The 17,380-nt window shown below is 69.7% G+C and carries 16 protein-coding genes; 7 read left to right on the top strand and 9 right to left on the bottom strand.

What is annotated here, in order from left to right:
* The first annotated feature begins 88 nt into the window (after nt 1–88).
* From ACFE71_RS07335 to ACFE71_RS07350, 4 genes are read left to right on the top strand one after another with little or no spacing between them, the layout of a single operon-like run.
* Nucleotides 89–1,480 (top strand): methyl-accepting chemotaxis protein, encoded by a 1,392-nt coding sequence (locus ACFE71_RS07335; RefSeq protein WP_375428155.1) that lies wholly within the window; start codon nt 89–91, stop codon nt 1,478–1,480.
* On the top strand, nt 1,477–2,841 hold the full coding sequence (locus ACFE71_RS07340; protein ID WP_375428156.1) for a methyl-accepting chemotaxis protein: 1,365 nt from the start codon (nt 1,477–1,479) through the stop codon (nt 2,839–2,841). Before ACFE71_RS07335 ends, ACFE71_RS07340 begins: the two co-directional genes overlap by 4 nt.
* A 37-nt stretch (nt 2,842–2,878) precedes the next feature.
* Nucleotides 2,879–3,568 carry an SDR family NAD(P)-dependent oxidoreductase gene (locus tag ACFE71_RS07345; RefSeq protein ID WP_375428157.1) on the top strand — a complete coding sequence of 230 codons (690 nt, stop codon included), beginning with the start codon at nt 2,879–2,881 and terminating at the stop codon, nt 3,566–3,568.
* The gene (locus ACFE71_RS07350; RefSeq protein WP_375428158.1) at nt 3,558–4,424 is read left to right on the top strand and encodes a 50S ribosomal protein L11 methyltransferase; all 867 of its coding nucleotides are present in this window, start codon (nt 3,558–3,560) and stop codon (nt 4,422–4,424) included. Before ACFE71_RS07345 ends, ACFE71_RS07350 begins: the two co-directional genes overlap by 11 nt.
* Here ACFE71_RS07350 and phhA read toward each other — a convergent pair.
* Nucleotides 4,421–5,290, bottom strand: coding sequence for a phenylalanine 4-monooxygenase (gene phhA / locus ACFE71_RS07355; protein ID WP_375428159.1), 870 nt, complete (start codon nt 5,288–5,290; stop codon nt 4,421–4,423). The genes ACFE71_RS07350 and phhA overlap by 4 nt on opposite strands.
* Before the next feature lie 22 nt (nt 5,291–5,312).
* On the opposite strand from phhA, the gene ACFE71_RS07360 reads away from it, so the two are divergent.
* Nucleotides 5,313–5,996, top strand: a complete 684-nt coding sequence (locus ACFE71_RS07360; protein WP_375428160.1) for a TIGR02117 family protein — start codon at nt 5,313–5,315, stop codon at nt 5,994–5,996.
* 108 nt (nt 5,997–6,104) lie between these two features.
* Here the strand turns inward: ACFE71_RS07360 and ACFE71_RS07365 are convergent, their stop codons facing one another.
* Both ACFE71_RS07365 and ACFE71_RS07370 read right to left on the bottom strand, forming a co-directional pair.
* Nucleotides 6,105–6,380: a hypothetical protein gene (locus ACFE71_RS07365; protein ID WP_375428161.1), complete on the bottom strand. Its 276-nt coding sequence runs from the start codon at nt 6,378–6,380 to the stop codon at nt 6,105–6,107.
* A complete protein-coding gene (locus ACFE71_RS07370) occupies nt 6,381–7,448 on the bottom strand; it encodes a glycerophosphodiester phosphodiesterase (RefSeq protein ID WP_375428162.1) in 1,068 nt (355 codons plus the stop codon). It abuts the gene before it with no gap.
* Between the two features lie 65 nt (nt 7,449–7,513).
* Here ACFE71_RS07370 and ACFE71_RS07375 point away from each other — a divergent pair, with 65 nt between their 5' ends.
* Nucleotides 7,514–8,443: an XdhC family protein gene (locus ACFE71_RS07375; protein WP_375428163.1), complete on the top strand. Its 930-nt coding sequence runs from the start codon at nt 7,514–7,516 to the stop codon at nt 8,441–8,443.
* Nucleotides 8,440–9,063 carry an NTP transferase domain-containing protein gene (locus ACFE71_RS07380; RefSeq protein ID WP_375428164.1) on the top strand — a complete coding sequence of 208 codons (624 nt, stop codon included), beginning with the start codon at nt 8,440–8,442 and terminating at the stop codon, nt 9,061–9,063. Before ACFE71_RS07375 ends, ACFE71_RS07380 begins: the two co-directional genes overlap by 4 nt.
* On the opposite strand, the gene ACFE71_RS07385 is transcribed toward ACFE71_RS07380, so the two are convergent.
* The 6 genes from ACFE71_RS07385 to bioB form a co-directional block, all read right to left on the bottom strand.
* Nucleotides 9,032–10,240: an ABC transporter permease gene (locus ACFE71_RS07385; protein WP_375428165.1), complete on the bottom strand. Its 1,209-nt coding sequence runs from the start codon at nt 10,238–10,240 to the stop codon at nt 9,032–9,034. The genes ACFE71_RS07380 and ACFE71_RS07385 overlap by 32 nt on opposite strands.
* Before the next feature lie 113 nt (nt 10,241–10,353).
* Nucleotides 10,354–11,061, bottom strand: a complete 708-nt coding sequence (locus ACFE71_RS07390; protein ID WP_375428171.1) for an ABC transporter ATP-binding protein — start codon at nt 11,059–11,061, stop codon at nt 10,354–10,356.
* Between the two features lie 13 nt (nt 11,062–11,074).
* Entirely contained in the window at nt 11,075–12,469 is a 1,395-nt protein-coding gene (locus ACFE71_RS07395; RefSeq protein ID WP_375428166.1) for an efflux RND transporter periplasmic adaptor subunit, read from the bottom strand.
* Nucleotides 12,469–13,923 carry an efflux transporter outer membrane subunit gene (locus tag ACFE71_RS07400; RefSeq protein ID WP_375428167.1) on the bottom strand — a complete coding sequence of 485 codons (1,455 nt, stop codon included), beginning with the start codon at nt 13,921–13,923 and terminating at the stop codon, nt 12,469–12,471. Before ACFE71_RS07400 ends, ACFE71_RS07395 begins: the two co-directional genes overlap by 1 nt.
* Nucleotides 13,924–13,980: 57 nt before the next feature.
* Complete coding sequence (locus tag ACFE71_RS07405) at nt 13,981–15,999, bottom strand: biotin carboxylase N-terminal domain-containing protein (protein WP_375428168.1); 2,019 nt, start codon at nt 15,997–15,999, stop codon at nt 13,981–13,983.
* Nucleotides 16,000–16,221: 222 nt separating this feature from the next.
* Complete coding sequence (bioB, locus tag ACFE71_RS07410; protein ID WP_375428169.1) at nt 16,222–17,334, bottom strand: biotin synthase BioB; 1,113 nt, start codon at nt 17,332–17,334, stop codon at nt 16,222–16,224.
* Nucleotides 17,335–17,380: the final 46 nt, after the last annotated feature.

The following is a 17,380-nucleotide window of genomic DNA, read 5'->3' on the forward strand; positions in this document are numbered from 1 at the left end:
GGACGATCGCGTTTCTATTAGGCCGGGCGACCCCGGATGCAAGCGCCGGGCCGACCATCCCTAACCACGCCTTAACCTGTGATCTCCTATGCCGACCGGATCGAATCCCTGCCGGAGCATCCGCCCTGTGACCACGACACCTTCCACCCGCGGCGTGAGCTCCACCTTGGACTTGGCCGACCGGCTGCGCCTGCTGGACCTCGGCGCGACCGACCTGACGCTCGCCCGCGAGCTCTGGGACGTGATCGAGCCGGACGCGCGCACGATATCCAAGGCGCATTGGGCGCAGTGGCGTCGCCACTATGCCGGCAAGCAGGATTGGGCGAGCCACGATCAGGATCGGATGATCGAGTTGGGCGTGACCTACCTTAGCAACCGCTTCACGCGCCCGAGCGAACCGGAGTGGGTCCAGTCGGCCGAACGCACGGTGGCGGGCGCCTATGCGGCCGGCGTCTCGCTGACGGCGATCCTGTCCATGACCGACGCGGGCGGCCGCGCGACGTTGGACGTGCTGTCCAAGCGGGTCGATATCGCGGACGATCGCCGTTCGCGCATGACCGACCTGCTATTCCGCCTCCGGTCGCTGGAATGCGAGATCTATACGGCGTTGTACTCGGCCTATGTGGAGCAACAGGCGCGTGGCGAGCGCGACCGGCTCGCGGCCGAATTCCGCGACGGCATCGCCGTCCTCGCCAACGCCAGCAACGAGGAGGGCCAGATCCTGCGCACCCAGGGCCTACGCGCATCGGGCGCGGCGCGCGGGATGTTGGGCAAGACCAGCGAGGTCGCCGCCGCCGCAGAACAATCGGCCGTCGCGATGCGCGAGGCGGCGCAGACCGCCGCCGGGCTTATCCGCGCGATCGAGGACGCGCGCGTCGAGGTCGAGGCCGCCGCCGAGATCGCCACCCGCGCCAGCAGGCAGGCGGGCCAGGCGGTCGGGATGTCGGAAGCGTTGTCGGATCATGCCCGGTCGATCGAATCGATCCTGGGATTGATCCGCGACATCGCCGGCCAGACCAACCTTCTGGCGCTCAACGCGACGATCGAGGCCGCACGCGCCGGAGACGCCGGACGTGGCTTCGCGGTCGTCGCGCAAGAGGTGAAGAGCCTGGCAAACCAGACCGCGCGCGCGACGGACGACATCGCCGCCAAGATCGCCGCCATCCAGTCCGCCACGCGTTCGACGGTCGAGACCAACGCGTCCATCAAGGCGACCGTGGCCGAGGTCCAAGAATCGGCCGAGCGCATCCGTCATGCGATGGAGGCGCAGGCCCAAACCGTGACCGCGATCACCGCGGCCGTCGACGAGACGGCGTTGGCGGCCGACTGCATGTCCGATACGATCGCGGCGATCCGCGAGGACACGGAGACGGTGGCCACCGAGATCGACGGGGTCGGCCGCGGGTTCGACCTGCTCGACGGGCGGCTTACCACCCTGAAACAGAGCGCGGGCGAGTTCGCCGCGAAGGTGGCGGCATGAACGCCGCCGCCACACCCGCCGTCGGCGCCTGGTGCGAAGACATCACGGACGCGGCCGATCTTATTCGCGATTACGATTGGGACGGAGCGATCGGTCCGACCTGTCGGGAGATATGCGCGTTGCTCGGTCCCGACGATTACCGGGCGCTCGCACAAGCGTTCTGGGAACGGCACCTCGGATTTACGAGCGCGAAACGATTTCGTGATCAGCCGGATCTGGTCACCCACGAAGTGGAATCGAGCATTCGGTACGGCATGATCGTCCTCAATAATCCGGTCGACGACGAGTGGGTGCGCCTGGCTCGGCAGAACACGGTTACGACGTACGTGAACGGGGTGCCGCTCCGCACGACGCTGGCCGCCTTGTCCTATTCGCGCGCTCACCTGCTTCAGACGCTGCTCGCCAAGGTCGGCGACGACGCCGCCCGCATGACCCGCTTCGCCGATGTGCTGAGCCGGCTGACGCAGGCGGAGGCGGGACTCATGGCGGCGCAGCTCGGCGCATGCGACGCGAACGCCGCGCGGATGCGCCGCGCCGAGAACGCCGAACATTTCCGGGGCGGCATCGCCGACGCCATCGACGGCGCGGCTACGCTCGGGGAGCGGGTGCGTGAACAGGCGCGCGGCGCGTCGGCGGCGACCAGGGGAATGCTCGGCAAGGCGGGCGAGGTCTCCGTCGCCGCCGAACAGTCGGCGACGGCGATGCGCGACGCGGCGGGAACCGCCGCCGGGCTGATTCGCGCGATCGAGGACGCGCGCGGCGAAGTCGATGCCGCCGCCGAGATCGCCGTGCGGGCGGGCGATCAGGCGGGCCGGGCGGTCGGCATGTCGGAGGCGTTGTCGGATCACGCCCGGTCGATCGAGTCGATCTTGGGGCTGATTCGCCAGATCGCTGGCCAGACCAACCTTCTGGCGCTCAACGCGACGATCGAGGCGGCGCGCGCGGGCGATGCGGGCCGGGGCTTCGCGGTCGTCGCGCAAGAGGTGAAGTCGCTCGCCAACCAGACCGCGCGCGCGACGGACGACATCGCCGCCAAGATCGCCGCCATCCAGTCCGCCACCAGGTCGACCGTCGAGACCAATGCCTCGATCAAGACCACCGTTTCGGAGGTGCAGGCGTCGGCCGAACGCATCCGTCAGGCCATGGGCATGCAGGCGCAGACGGTCACGGCGATCACCGCCGCCGTGGACGAGACGGCGCTCGCGGCGAACGCGATGTCCGGGGCGATCGGCGCGATACGCGGCGATGCGCAGGCGATGGCGGCGGAGATCGATACGCTGGACGCGCGCTTCGGCGAGATGTCCGAGCAGCTGGACACCCTGCGCGGCGAGGCGGAAGCTTTCTCGATGTCGGTGGGTTGAGGTCGACGCGCCGCCTCGTCGGACGCTAAGGCGAGGCATGACGAAGATATTGCTCACCGGCGGAACCCGGGGGATCGGCGCCGCGCTCGCCGAGCGTTTCGCGATCGAGCCCTGCACGTTCTGGGCGACGGGAAGCATGGACGGTGACTTGGCCGATCCCGGCGCCCCCGTCGCCATCTGGAACCGCGCTCTCGAAATCTTCGACCACCGGATCGACGTGCTGGTCAACAATGCGGGCGTGTTCGAGGCCAACCCGATCGACCGTCCGCACGACGACTGGGTCGCCGGATGGGAGCGCACGATGCGCGTCAACCTGACCGCGTCGGCCGAGCTCTGCCGCTTGGCGGTTAGCCATTGGCGCGAGCGGCGGAGCGGCGGGCGCATCGTCAACGTCGCCAGCCGCGCGGCGTACCGCGGCGACTCGCCTGACCATTGGCACTACGCCGCGTCCAAGGCCGGAATGGTCGCGATGACCAAGACCATCGCGCGCGCCTACGCGGCGGAGGGCGTCCTGGCATTCGCGATCTGCCCTGGCTTCACCATGACCGGCATGGCGGAGGATTATCTGTCGAGCCGCGGCGGCGACAAGCTGCTCGCCGACATCCCGCTCGGCCGCGTCGCGACGCCCGAGGAGGTGGCCGAGGTCGCGCGCTTCCTCGCCTTCGACGCGCCCCCCTCGATGACGGGCGCGGTGCTGGACGTGAACGGGGCCAGCTATGTCCGCTAGCTGGACGCTTGTTCTTCCCTGCACCAAACGTCAGGCAGAGGCCGCGTCGGATGCGGAGGTCGAAGGCGCGGTGCTGGTCGCGACGGAGGAGGACGAGGCGGCCGACCGCTGGCGGTTGGACGCCTATTTCGAGGACCAGCCCGATGCGGCCGCGCTCGCGGCCGTCCGCGCGCTCGCGCCGGGCGCGGCGGGCATACCCGAACCGGTGCCCGATCAGGATTGGGTGACGCTGAGCCAGGCGGGGCTGGAGCCGATCCGCGAAGGCCGCTTCGTCGTCCACACCGCCGCGCATCCCATCGGCCCGCCCCCTGGTGGTCGCGCGTTCCTGATCGAGGCGGGCCGAGCGTTCGGCACGGGGCACCACGAGACCACGGCGGGCTGTCTCGCCATGCTCGACGGTCTTGCCTCCGAAGGGAAACAATACGACCACGTCGTCGACCTCGGCACGGGAACGGGACTGCTCGCCTTCGCGGCACGGGAGATTTGGCCGAAAGCGTACGTGCTGGCCACCGACATCGATCCGGTCGCCATCGAGGTCACGCGCGCGAACATGGCGGCGAACGGGATCGAGCATGTCGATCTCAAGGTGACCGATGGCGCACGGGACCTGCGGATCGAACCCGTCGAACGGTTCGATCTTGTCATCGCCAACATCCTTGCCGGACCGCTGATCGCGATGGGTTCCGACATCGCCGATATCGCCGCGCCGGGCGCGACGATCGTGCTCGCCGGCCTGCTCGCGACGCAGGCCGACGCGGTGGTCGACGCCTACCGCGCGGTCGGTTGTTCCCTGGCGCGGGCGGACCGGCGCGGGGACTGGACGATCCTGCGACTCGTGGCCGAGACGCGGGGCTAAGCCGCCTTTCCACGCGCATAGGCCTGCGTGCCCCGGGTGATCACCGCGTCACCAGGCTCGACCGCGGCGACGGGGATGTCGTCCTGTCCTTTCAGCTGTTCGTAGAGCGGCGCGAAATCGGTCTCGACCGTCTGGCGCAGCAGCTCGTCGAAGCTTGGGATCACGAAGTAATTCTGCTGGAAGTCGTCGATCCGGTATTCGGTCCTCATCACCCGCGCGATGTCGAACGCGATGCGGTTGGGGCTGGGATCGTCGAGCGCGAACCGGCTTTCGGAAAAAGACGACACGATCCCCGACCCGTAGATCCGCATCCCCTCGGGCTCGGCGATCAGCCCGAACTCGACCGTGTACCAATATAGCCGCCCCAGATACTTCAGCGACTCAAGCCCCAGCGCGCGTTGCCCGCCACGTCCATACGCCGCCAGATAATCCCCGAACACGGGATCGGCGAGCATCGGCACATGCCCGAACACGTCGTGGAAGACGTCGGGCTCCTCCAGATAGTCGAGCTGGTCGGGTCGCCGGATGAAGTTGCCCGCGACGAAGCGGCGGTTCGCCATGTGATCGAAGAACACGTCGTCGGGCACCAGCCCCGGCACGGCGATCACCTGCCACCCGGTCAGCTTCATCAGCCGCTCGTTCAGCTCCTCGTAGCGCGGGATGCCCGGCCGATCGAGATGGAGCACGTCCAGCCCGCGCAGCCACGCATTCGAAGCGCGGCCGGGGAGCAGCTTGGCCTGGCGTGCGAACAAGGTGTCCCAGGTCGCATGTTCCTCGGGCGTGAAGCGCTCCCAATCCTGCGGGACGGTCCAGTCCGCCGCCGCGCCGGGCGGGGGTCGGTCGAGCACATGCGTTTCTTCTGCCATCGATGCGTCCTAGCATGCCGGGATGTCACGGGAAAACGTGCGACGGCGAGTATGGGTTGCCTTACGATGGGGCGGCCGCGTCGTCGTCGGGGTCGGGGCGCTCCTGTCGCTCTACGCCGTCGCCGGGCTCATCGGCGGCGCGCTGCCCGTCAACGCCGACCGGCGGCCACCCGCGCGCGGCGTGCTGGTCTTCGTCGAGAGCAACGGCCTGCATACCGGCATCATCGTCCCGAAGGTAGCGGCCGGCGTCGACTGGCGCGACCTGGCGCGGCCCGAACATCTCGCCGACCCCCGCTACGGCGCGTATTCCTATCTGTCGTTCGGCTGGGGCGAGCGCGCCTTCTATCTCGAGACCGCGACCTGGGCCGACGTGAAGCTTCGCACCGTGCTCGCCGCGGCGTCGGGGAGCGGCGATACGCTGGTCCACGTCGACCACCTGCCCCGACCGCTACCCGGCGACGGCGCTCGCCCGATCCTGCTCGGCCCGGCGGAGTATCGGCGGCTTGCCGCGTTCATCCGTGCCACGGTCGCCGACCGGCCGCAGGTCCACCGGGGTTACGGCCCGTACGACGCCTTCTACACGGCGCGCGGCCGTTATTCAGCGCGGCGCACCTGCAACACGTGGACGGGCGAGGCGCTCGCGCATGCCGGAGTGCGGGTGGGCCGCTGGACACCCTTTCCCGTGACGGTCATGTGGTGGTTCTGACGATGCGCCCGCCCTCCAAGCTACCCTAGGCCGCGGAGCCGCCACGCGCCGCCCGGATGCTCGCGACTCGGTCGCCCGCACCGTGCGGTGTCCAGATCAAGCCGGGGATCAGTTGTCGGTGCCCGCCTGATATCCGTCATACCCGCGGCAGCGTTCCGGATCCCTGCGGCAGCGCTTTTCGTACTCGCGCCGTTCACGGCCCTCGCGCGCCTCCTTCTTGCGCATCTCGCGGCCGAAGTTCCGGTCGGCCTCGTCCTGGCTGGTCGTCGTCCAGTCCACGACTTGGCCCGCCGCCTTGAATGGCGCGGTGACCACGGCGCCGACGGTGCGGACGCACCCGCCAGTCAGGAGCGGAAGCAGGGCGGCGAGCAGGTATCTACGCATTTACTGGTCCTCATCACGCATGGCGTCGCGCGCCGCGACCCCGATAGCGGGAAAGTCGGTGAAGAATCCGTCTATTCCAAGGCGGAGCGCGGCGGCGATCTCGCCGGGAAGGTCGCCCCGCGCCGCGCCCTCACGTCGGAAGGGAGCCGCGAGGAACCGGTTCTCCGCCCGGAAAGTCCAGGGATGCACCCGCATCCCCGCCGCATGCGCGTCGCGGACGAGCTTGCCATCGCCCAGCATCGCCTTGTTTGGCCCGATCCCCCAGGCATAGCGGGCGACCGCGCGCAGGCCGCCCGGCGTGGTCATCGCCGCGTAGCTCGGGGCCCCGCCATCGGCGGGCGCGCCGGTCGCATCGAGCAGTTGGACAAGCCGCACCCTCGTCATCCCCGCCAGCCGTTTCAGGTTCGCGATCTCGAACGATTGGACGAACACCGGCGCGTCCGCCGTCCGCCATCCCGCCGCGTCCAGCGCGCGGACGAGGAGCGCGTCGGTCGGGTGCCCGATGGCGGCAAAATACGTCGGGTGCTTGGTTTCCGGATAGACCGCGATCGTCCGCCCCAGCTCCTTCGAGCGCCGCTTGGCGAGCGCGATGACCTCGTCCAGCGTCGGGATCGCCTCCCGCCCGTCATAGGCGGTGTTCGCCGGACGTAGCTCGGGCAGACGCTCGCGCGCGCGGAGCGTCTTCAGCTCGGCCAGCGTGAAATCCTCGGTGAACCAGCCCATCACGGATCGTCCGTCGATGACCTTGGTCGCGCGCCGGGCGGCGAACTCCGGATGCGTCGCGACGTCGGTCGTGTCGCCGATCTCGTTCTCGTGCCGCGCGACGAGGACGCCGTCCCTCGTCGGCACCAGATCGGGCTCGATCGCATCGGCCCCTTGCGCGATCGCCAGCTCGTACGCGGCCAGCGTATGCTCCGGCCGCTCGCCGCTGGCACCCCGATGCGCGATCACGAGGGGCGTGGAAAGACTGGGCGGGGAGAGCGGTCGTTCCACCGCCGCATCCTGGCCCGCCGTCGCGCAGGACACCAGGAAAAGCAGCAGCGCAGGGCCGGATCGTTGCGGACGCATCGCCATCACCTATGTTACCGTCAAGGCCGGTCCATGCGCTGGCATCGATACGGAACCGTGACGTCATGACCGATAATGACAGCGTCATCGCCGCCGCCCGCGCCTGGGCGGGCGAGCCCCTCGCGCTCGCCACCGTGGTCTCGACCTGGGGCTCCGCGCCAAGGCCGCGCGGCAGCCACATGCTCGTCCATTTCGATGGCCGGTTCGAGGGATCGGTGTCGGGCGGCTGCGTCGAGACCGACATCCTCCAGACCGCCGCCGAGGTGATCGCGGGGGCGCCGTCGCAGGTCAAGCGCTACGGCGTCGCGGATGCTGCGGCCTGGGAAGTCGGCCTGCCGTGCGGCGGCGAGATCGCGGTGCTGGTCCAGCCGGTGTCGGCGGAAGGGTTCGACCCCGAACTGTTCGACCGCATAGCGGGGGCCCGTTCCGACGGACGATCGCTTGTGGTCACGACCGACCTAGCCAGCGGCCATTCCAGCGAACGCCCGCAAGAAACCGGCGAGCTGTTCGTCAACCGCTACGACCCGCCTCGCCGCCTGCTCGTCGTCGGTGCGGTGCAGATCGCGCAGTCGCTGGTCGCGCTCGCGGCGACGCTCGGGATCGACGCGGTCGTGATCGATCCGCGCGCGCGCTTCCTGACCGCCGAGCGCTTTCCGGGCGCGACGCTCGACGACCGCTGGCCCGACGAGGCGGTGACCGCGCTCCGCCCAGGTCCCGCGACCGCGGTGGTGACGCTAAGCCATGACGCGAAGATCGACGACCCCGCGCTACTGGAAGCGCTCCGTCATCGTACGGCCTATGTCGGCGCGCTGGGGTCCAAGCGCAGCCACGCCGCGCGGCGCGAACGCCTGGCCGCGCTGGGTGTCGCGGCCGAGGACCTGGATCGGATCGACGGGCCTGTCGGGCTCGATATCGGCGCGGTCGGCCCATCGGAGATCGCGCTGTCGATCGCGGCCGCGATGGTGAAGGCGTTCCATAAGGATGATGGATCATGATCGAGGTCGAGAACACGGTCCTGGTGCTGCTCGCGGCGGGCAGGTCCGAACGCTTCGGCGGTGTCGGCTCCAAACTCGACGAGGATTTCCTGGGCAAGCCGCTGGGCCTCCATGTCGCGGTCGCGTTGGAGGACACGCGCTTCCGCGAACGCATCGCCATCGTGAAGACCTGCGGCATCGATTACGCCCGCCACCGTTTCACCGTGCTTCATAACGACGACCCTGTCGGCGACATGGCGAGTTCGATCCGCCGCGGCGTCGCGTGTGCCAAGGACCGCGGTGCGGACGCGGTGCTATTCGCGCTGGCGGACATGCCGCGCGTGACCGCCGCGCATATCGACCGCATGTTCGATGTCGCGACCGACACGCACTCGATCGTCTCGTCGTCCGACGGCATCACGCCCAAACCCCCTTCGCTGTTCGGCTCCGAGCATTTCGACTATCTCCTGACGATCGAGGGCGACCAGGGCCCGCGCGAGATGGTTCGCGGCGGTCGTCACGTCGTCACCGCCCCCGCCGAGTTGATCGACGTCGACACGCCCGAGGAGCTGGAAAAGCTGCGCGCGCTGATCCATTCCACCGCCGCGATCACTCGTGCCGTAGCGCGTCGATCGGGTTGAGCGCCGCCGCGCGCCGCGCGGGAAAATAGCCGAACACCACCCCGATCACCGCCGAGATCGCGAATGCGACGATGTTGATCTGAAGGTCGAACGTCCACGGCACTTGCATCAGGGGCACCAGCGCCAGGATCACGCCCTGCGCCAGCACGAGCCCGATCACCCCGCCCAGGCACGACAGCGCCACCGCCTCGACCAGGAACTGGAGCAGCACCTCGTTGGCGACCGCGCCGATCGCCAGCCGGATGCCGATCTCGCGCGTACGCTCGGTCACCGATACCAGCATGATGTTCATGATGCCGATCCCGCCTACCACCAGGCTGATCGCAGCCACCGCCGCCACGATCCGCGTGAGGAGCGTGGTCGTGCCCGTCAGCGTGTCGGAGATCTGGCGCGTGTCGAAGATGTTGAAATCGTCCTCCTTGCCGCCGTCGATGTTGCGGCGTTCGCGGAGCAGTTCGGTGATACCCGCCTGGATCTGCCCGGTGGAATAGGCCGGATCGGTGCCGACCAGCATCAGCCGGATGTCGCGCGTGCCGGTGAAGCGACGCTGCACCGTCTTGATCGGCATCACGATCACATCGTCCTGATCGCCGCCGAACCCCGCCTGGCCCCGCGTGGACAGGGTGCCGATCACGTCGCAACTGATCGGCCCGACGCGGAACCGCTTGCCGACCGCGTCGCCGCCCGGGAACAGGTTGCGCTCGACGGTACCGCCGATCACGCACACCGCCTTGCCCGCCTCCTGCTCCGCGCGCGTCCAGGTGCGCCCGGCGGTGAGCGGCCAGGGCTGGACGCGGAAGATCGCGCTCGTCGTACCGTTGACGGTGGTCGACCAGTTCGCGCCCTCGTGGATGGCGGTCGCGGGGGCGGAGGCCTGCGGCGCGACGGCGGTCACGCCCGCGATCTGGTTGGCGATCGCTTCCACATCTTCCGGCTCGAAATCGGCCGGTCGCGGCCCGCCCCCGCCGCGGCCGAAGCCCTGACCCGGGCGGATCTGGAGGATGTTGGTGCCCAGCGCCGATATCTGTTGCTGGACGGCGGCGGTCGTCGCTTTGCCCAGCGTCACCATCGTCACGACCGCGCCGACACCGATCACGATACCCAGGATCGTCAGGAACGACCGCAGGATATGCCGCCGGATCGACCGGATTGCGAGGATGAAGGTGGTGCCTAGCATCTATTCGTCACCCCGGACTTGTTCCGGGGTCCATGGTTGAGCGCACACCCGACTTATCGGGTTCGCGCAACGATGGATGCCGGAACAAGTCCGGCATGACGGAGAGGGATTAATCACGCCTCCACCGCCTCGCCCTGCCCCGAAACTTGGCGATGCCGCGCCTCGATCCGCTCGACCAGACCGTCGCGGAAATGCACCACCGTCCGCGCGAAGGCGGCCATGTCGGCCTCGTGCGTTACCATGATCACGGTGATGCCGTTGTCGCGGTTGAGGCCGGAGAGCAGCTCCATGATCTCCACCGAGCGTTCGGAGTCGAGGTTGCCCGTCGGCTCGTCGGCGAGGAGCACGTCGGGCTCGGTCACGATCGCCCGTGCGATCGCGACGCGCTGCTGCTGCCCGCCCGATAGTTCGGCGGGCGTGTTCCTCGACCAGTTCGCCAGCCCCACCTTGTCGAGCGCCGCCATCCCCAGCTCACGCCGCCGCCGCTTGTCCTCGCCCCGATAGAGCAGCGGCAGCTCGACATTCTCGAGCGCGGAGGTGCGGCTGAGCAGATTAAAGCCCTGGAAGACGAAACCGAGATAGCGACGCCGGAGCAGCGCGCGCTGGTCGCGGTCGAGCCGCTCGACCGGATGTCCCCGGAACAGGAACCTGCCCCCGCTCGGCACGTCGAGACAGCCCAGGATGTTCATGGTCGTCGACTTGCCCGATCCCGACGCGCCCATCACCGCGACGAAATCGCCCGCCTGGATATCGAGATCGACGCCCTTCAACGCCGAGAACGCGGTCGGTCCCTCGCCGTAAACCTTCGTGACACCGCGCATGGAAATGAGGGGATCAGCCACCCGCGCCCGGTCCACCGCCGCCCCCGCGCCGACCACCACCGCCGCCGCTGCGCCCACCACGCCCGCCGGCCGCGTCGCTCTCGCCCGCCAGCTGGCCGGTGATCACCTGCTCGCCCGCGCGTAGGCCGGACAGCACCTCCGTCACCGTGCCGTCGGTGTCGCCGGTCGTCACCTGGCGCGGCTGCGGTCGGCCGTCCGCGCCACGCACGAAGATCCGCTGCGTCCCGCCCCGCCCGACGGTCGCGGTCCGCTCGGGCCGTCCCTGCCCGCCGCCGCCCCGCCGCCCGCGCGGCACGATCGCCCCGGCGATCCCGCCGCCCTGCGCCCCGCCCGCGCCCGGACGGAAGCGGAAGGCGGCGTTGGGGACCAGCAGCACGCCCTTCTTCTCGCTGGTCACGATGTCGGCGGTCGCGGTCATGCCCGGCCTGAGCTCGCCGCCCCGGTTGGCGACCGACAGGTCGGCCGCGTAGCTCACCACCTGCCCCGTCGCGGCTGTTGTCGCGGTCGACGACGCCGCGCTGCTGACGGTCAGGTTCGACCCCAGGTCCACTCGCGTGATGGCCGCCGGAAAGGTCCGCCCCGGGAACGCGTCGACCACGAAGCTGGCGCGCTGCCCGACCTGCACCGCGCCGACGTCGGCCTCGTCGATCGCGACCTCCAGCTTCATCGCGGTCAAGTCCTCCGCGATCACGAACAGGGTGGGCGTGTTGAACGACGCCGCCACCGTCTGGCCGGGATCGACCGCGCGCGCGAGCACCACGCCCGCGACCGGCGAGCGGATGATCGCCCGCGCCCGCTGCGTCCGGCTCTGCGCCAGCTGTGCGTTCGCCGCCGTCACGTTCGCCTGCGCGACGCCGAGCGACGCCACCGCGCGCTGCGCGTTGGCGCGGCCCGTCTGGAGCTCGGCGGCCGATGGCACGCGCCCGCCCGACAACCGCCGGACCTCCTCCAGCCGCGCGAGCTGCGCCTGCGCCTCGCCCACCGTCGCCCTCGCCTGGTTCACCCCCGCGACGTTGGCGGCGAGCGCGGCCTCGCCCTGCCGGATCTGCGCGTCGAGCTGTTCCGGATCGATCAGCGCCAGCGGCTGGCCCTCGCTCACCCGGTCGTTGACGTCGGCGACGACGCGCGTGACCAGCCCGGACAGCTGCGAGCCTACGGTGACCTGGTTAGTCGGGGCGAGCTTGCCCGTCGCCGACACGCTGACCGTCAGGTCGCCGCGCCGAACGGGCGCGGTCGCGTATTCGATCTCGTCGTCGCCGCCGAAGCAGCGCACCAACGTCAACGCGATGAGCGCGAACCCGGTCGCGATCAGCGCCCATTTTACCCAGCGCCGCCACCGGGGCGCGGGCTTCACGCCCAGGAAATCGTCGATCTTCTCATCAGGCATCAACGGGCTCCTGTCCGTTCGGGCGCGACCGGCGTCACCTCCGGATCCCAACCGCCGCCCAGCGCCGAGAAGAGCTGCACGGTCGCCGTCGCCGCGTCCGCGCGCGCCTGCGTCGCGCCGTTCCGCGCGTTGAACAACGCCGCCTCCGCCTGCGCCAGCGTCGTGAAATCGCTCAAGCCCGCCCGGTACTGGCTGCGGCTCAGGATCGCGAAGTTATTCGCCGCGTCGAGCGCGACGCCGAACTCCCGCTCGCGCGCCTGCGCCGAGGCGAGCGCGGCCAGCGCGTTCTCCACATCCTCCAACGCGGTCAGCACCGTGCCCCGGTAGGCGGCGAAGGCTATGTCCGCGCCCGCGCGCGCGCCGCGGACCTGGCTGCGGAGCCGCCCGCCGTTGAAGATCGCCTGCGTCACCCCCGCGAACAGCGCGCCGGTGATCGCATCGCCCAACCCGCCCAGCCCGGCCGCGTTGGTGTTGACATTCCCCGACAGCGCCAGCGCGGGATAAAGCGCCGCCTGCGCCACCCCGATCTCGGCGGTGGCGGCGGCGAGCTGGCGCTCGGCCGCGCGCACGTCGGGCCGCCGCCGGAGCGTGTCGGCCGGCACCCCCGCCCCGACGATGCGCGGCCCCGTCGGGATCGGGCGCGGCGCGGCGAGCTCGGGCTTGAGCGCGCCGGGCGCCTGCCCCGTCAGCACGCCCAGCCGCGACAGCGCGCCGTTCAACTGCTGCTCGAACTGCGGGATCGTCGCGGCGGTCTGCGCGCGTTGCTGGCGCGCCTGCTCGACATCGAGCGAGGTGGCGAGCCCCGCCTGCACCCGGAACCCGGCGATCTCCAGATTGTCGTCCTGGAGCGCCAGGCTGGACCGCGCATTGGCGATCTGCGCCTGCAGCCCGCGCGCGATCACGTAATTCTGCGCCACCTCGCTCTGCACCGTCAGCAGTACCGCCGCCTGATCGAAGCCCGCCGCCGCGTACTGCGCGCGCGTCGACTCGACGGTGCGGCGCACTTCGCCAAACAGCCCGACCTGGTACCGCGCATCGAGCCCGACGGAGAAGTTGCCCCCCGCCGATCGCGTGATGGTCGTGATCGTCCCGTCGGGCAACGTCACCGCCGTCCCCCCGCCGATCAGGTTGAACGAGCGGTTGTACCCCGCCGACCCGGTCAGCGTCGGGAGCAGCCCCGCGCGTGACTGGAGCAACCCCTCGCGCGCCTGCCGCAGCCGCCCGACCGCCTGCGCGATGTCCAGGTTGGCTATCGACGCCTGCTCGACCAACCGCCCGAGCACCGGATCGTCGAACCGAGTCCACCAGCGCGTCAGATCCTCGCGCTCCGCCGACGCGGGTACGGAGTAGGCGTCCGGCACCCCCAGCTCGGCCGGCCCGCGCGGGCGATAGTTGGGGCCGACCGTGCAGGCGGACAGGAGGAGAAGCGGGAGGACGACGCGGATACGCTGCATGTGCCGCCGCAGATGGGGAACGCGGGAGAGCGCGTCCAGCGATTTACGCGTGGGGCTTTATTCCAGCTCCAGGATCACGGCATCGACGGCCAGGCTTTCGCCCGCCGTCGCCTCGACCGTCTTGACCCGGCCCGCTTTGCCGGCGCGCAGGATGTTCTCCATCTTCATCGCCTCGACGACGGCCAGCGGCTGCCCCGCCTCCACCCGGTCGCCCACGACCACGTCGATCCGCACGAGCAGCCCCGGCATCGGCGCGAGCAGGTACCGCGACAGGTCGGGCGGGACCTTTTCGAGCAGGTGCTTGGCATAGGGCGCGACATGGGCAGGCAACACGCGCGCGACATGCGAGCGCCCGCGCGTGGTCAGCCGGAACCCGGCGCGCGTCGGCGCGATGCGGACGGTGAGCGTCTCGTCGTCGCGCTCGACCTCGATTATCCGGTCACCCGGCGTGTATTCGACGCCCAGATCGAGCGCGTCGCCATCGACCGTCAGCCCGTCGGTCGACACCGTCACCGCATGGTCGACGCCCGCGATCCGCACCACCCAATCGGCGGGCGGGCGCAGCCGCCGCCCAAGCTGCCCGTCCACCCGCCGCGCGCGGTCGGCATGGGCGGTCGCGGCGAACGCGGCGACCGCCGCCAGCGTCCGCACCAGCGCGGCGCTCGCGGGCGCGCCGGTGAAGCCGTCGGGATACTCCTCCGCGATGAACCCCGTCGTGATCTGGCCCGATCGAAAGCGGGGATGCTGCATCAGCGCCGACAGGAAATCGAGATTGTTGCCCGGCCCCTCGATCTCGAACGCGTCGAGCGCCTGGACCTGCGCGTCGATCGCCTGCTCACGCGTCGGGGCCCAGGTGATCAGCTTGGCGATCATCGGGTCGTAGAACATCGACACCTCGCCCCCCTCGACCACGCCGTCGTCGACGCGGACGTAGGACCTCTTTTGCTCCCCTCCCGCGAGCGGGAGGGGAGTAGAAGAAGCGGGCGGATTGTAGCGCACCAGCCGCCCGGTGCTCGGCAGGAACCCGCGATACGGGTCTTCCGCATAGACCCGGTTCTCGACCGCCCAGCCGTTCAGCCGCACATCGTCCTGCCCGAACCCCAGCGGCTCCCCCGCCGCCACCCGGATCATTTGCTCGACCAGGTCGAGCCCGGTCACCGCCTCCGTCACCGGATGCTCGACCTGGAGCCGCGTGTTCATCTCGAGAAAGTAGAAGCCCTGTCCGGTCGTATCCGCGCCCGACACGATCAGCTCCACCGTGCCCGCGCTGTAGTATCCTACCGCCCGCGCCAGCGCGACCGCCTGCTCGCCCATCGCGCGGCGCATCTCGGGCGTGACGAAGGGCGACGGCGCCTCCTCGACCACCTTCTGGTGCCGCCGCTGGATCGAGCATTCGCGCTCGTTCAAGTAGACGATATTGCCGTGTTGATCCCCCAGCAGCTGGATCTCGATATGCCGCGGGCTCTCGATGAACTTCTCGATGAACACGCGGTCGTCGCCGAAGCTCGCCAGCCCCTCGCGCTTGGTCGCCTCGAACCCCTCGCGCACGTCCTGCTCGCTCCAGGCGAGCCGCATTCCCTTGCCGCCGCCGCCCGCCGACGCCTTCATCATCACCGGATAGCCGATCTCGCCCGCGATCCGCACCGCGTGGTCGGTGTCGTCGATCTCGCCCAGGAACCCCGGCACGACGTTGACGCCCGCGGCCCGCGCGAGCTTCTTGGACTCGATCTTGTCCCCCATCGCCGCGATCGCGTTGGGCGGCGGCCCGACGAACGCGATCCCCGCCTCGGCGCAGGCGCGCGCGAAGCTCTCGCGCTCCGACAGGAAGCCGTAGCCCGGATGGATGCAGTCCGCCCCCGTCTCCCTGGCCGCGAGCAGGATCAGCTCAGGCCGCAGATAGCTCTCCGACGCCGCCGCCGGCCCCAGCCGCACGCTCTCGTCGGCCATCAGCACGTGGGGGCCGCGCGCGTCGGCGTCCGAATAGACCGCCACCGTCGCGATCCCCATCCGCTTGGCCGTCCGCATTACCCGACAGGCAATCTCGCCGCGATTAGCGACCAGGATTTTCTTGAACATCTTGTCCCTACCGCTTTTGCCGATGCAGCGCCCAGAGTGCTAAGCAAGTGCTACTCACGATCGCTACAACCAGCACCCATTCTCGCCAGACCGAGTTCGTACAGAACGGTGCATCGTTGAATCTACAAGGGGTGTTTAGAAGCAGAGCGAAGTAGGCGACCACCGCTGCTGGAATGATGCCAAACAGAATGATCCAAAGCGTCAGATACACTCGAGCCCAGTTCACTCCCCCATCGCCCGCATCGGCTCCCCGCCCGCCATCGGGGTGAGCCCCAGCTTCGCGAACAACGCCGCGTCCGCGCCGCCGCCCGCATTGCCCGCGGTCAGCAGCTTGTCGCCCGTGAAGATCGAGTTCGCGCCCGCCAGGAAGCACAGCGCCTGGGTCGCGTCCGACATCGACTCGCGCCCTGCCGACAGCCGGACCATGCTCAGCGGCATCGTCACCCGCGCGACCGCGACGGTGCGGACGAACTCGATATCGTCGATCTTCGCCATCGGCGTGCCCGCGAGCATGTCGCCCAGCGGCGTGCCGGGGACGGGCACCAGCGCGTTGACCGGCACGCTTTCGGGATGACGCGGCAAGGTGGCGAGCGCGTGGATGAAACCGACGCGATCCTGACGATCCTCACCTATGCCAACGATCCCGCCGCAGCACACGCTGATCCCCGCGCGGCGAACATTTTTCAGCGTTTCCAGTCGGTCCGCGAAGGTTCTTGTGGTGATGACCGAACCGTAGTGCTCCGGCGAGGTGTCGATGTTGTGGTTGTAATAATCGAGCCCCGCCTCGGCCAAGCGATCGGCCTGAATCGGGGTCAGCATGCCCAGCGTCATGCACGTCTCCAGCCCCATCGCGCGCACGCCCGCCACCATCGCGACCACCGCGTCCATGTCGCGGTCTTTGGGGTTGCGCCACGCCGCGCCCATGCAGAAACGCTGCGACCCCGCCGCCTTGGCCTCCGCCGCGCTGGCGAGGACGGCGTCCACGTCCATCAGCTTGCTCGCGCCCACATCGGTGTCGGCATAGGCGGACTGCGAGCAATACCCGCAATCCTCCGGACACCCGCCCGTCTTGATCGATAGCAGCGTGCATAACTGCACCTCGTCCGGCGCGTGATGCGCGCGGTGGACGGTCGCGGCGCGGAACAGGAGCTCGGTGAAGGGCAGGTCGAACAAATCGGCGACCTCCGCGCGCGTCCAGTCGGTGCGACTCTCCCCTCCCGCTCGCGGGAGGGGTCGGGGGAGGGCCGTCTCGGCGAGAGCCGGCGCTTGCCCGGAAGGGCCCTCCCCCAGCCCCTCCCGCAGGCGGGAGGGGAGCAGGTCCGTGATCATGTTCATTCCGCCGTTTCCTCCACGGGTCCCATATTGTGCCCGAGCAACCGGA

It is taken from the genome of uncultured Sphingomonas sp. (assembly GCF_964237155.1).
In the GTDB taxonomy this organism is placed as follows: domain Bacteria; phylum Pseudomonadota; class Alphaproteobacteria; order Sphingomonadales; family Sphingomonadaceae; genus Sphingomonas.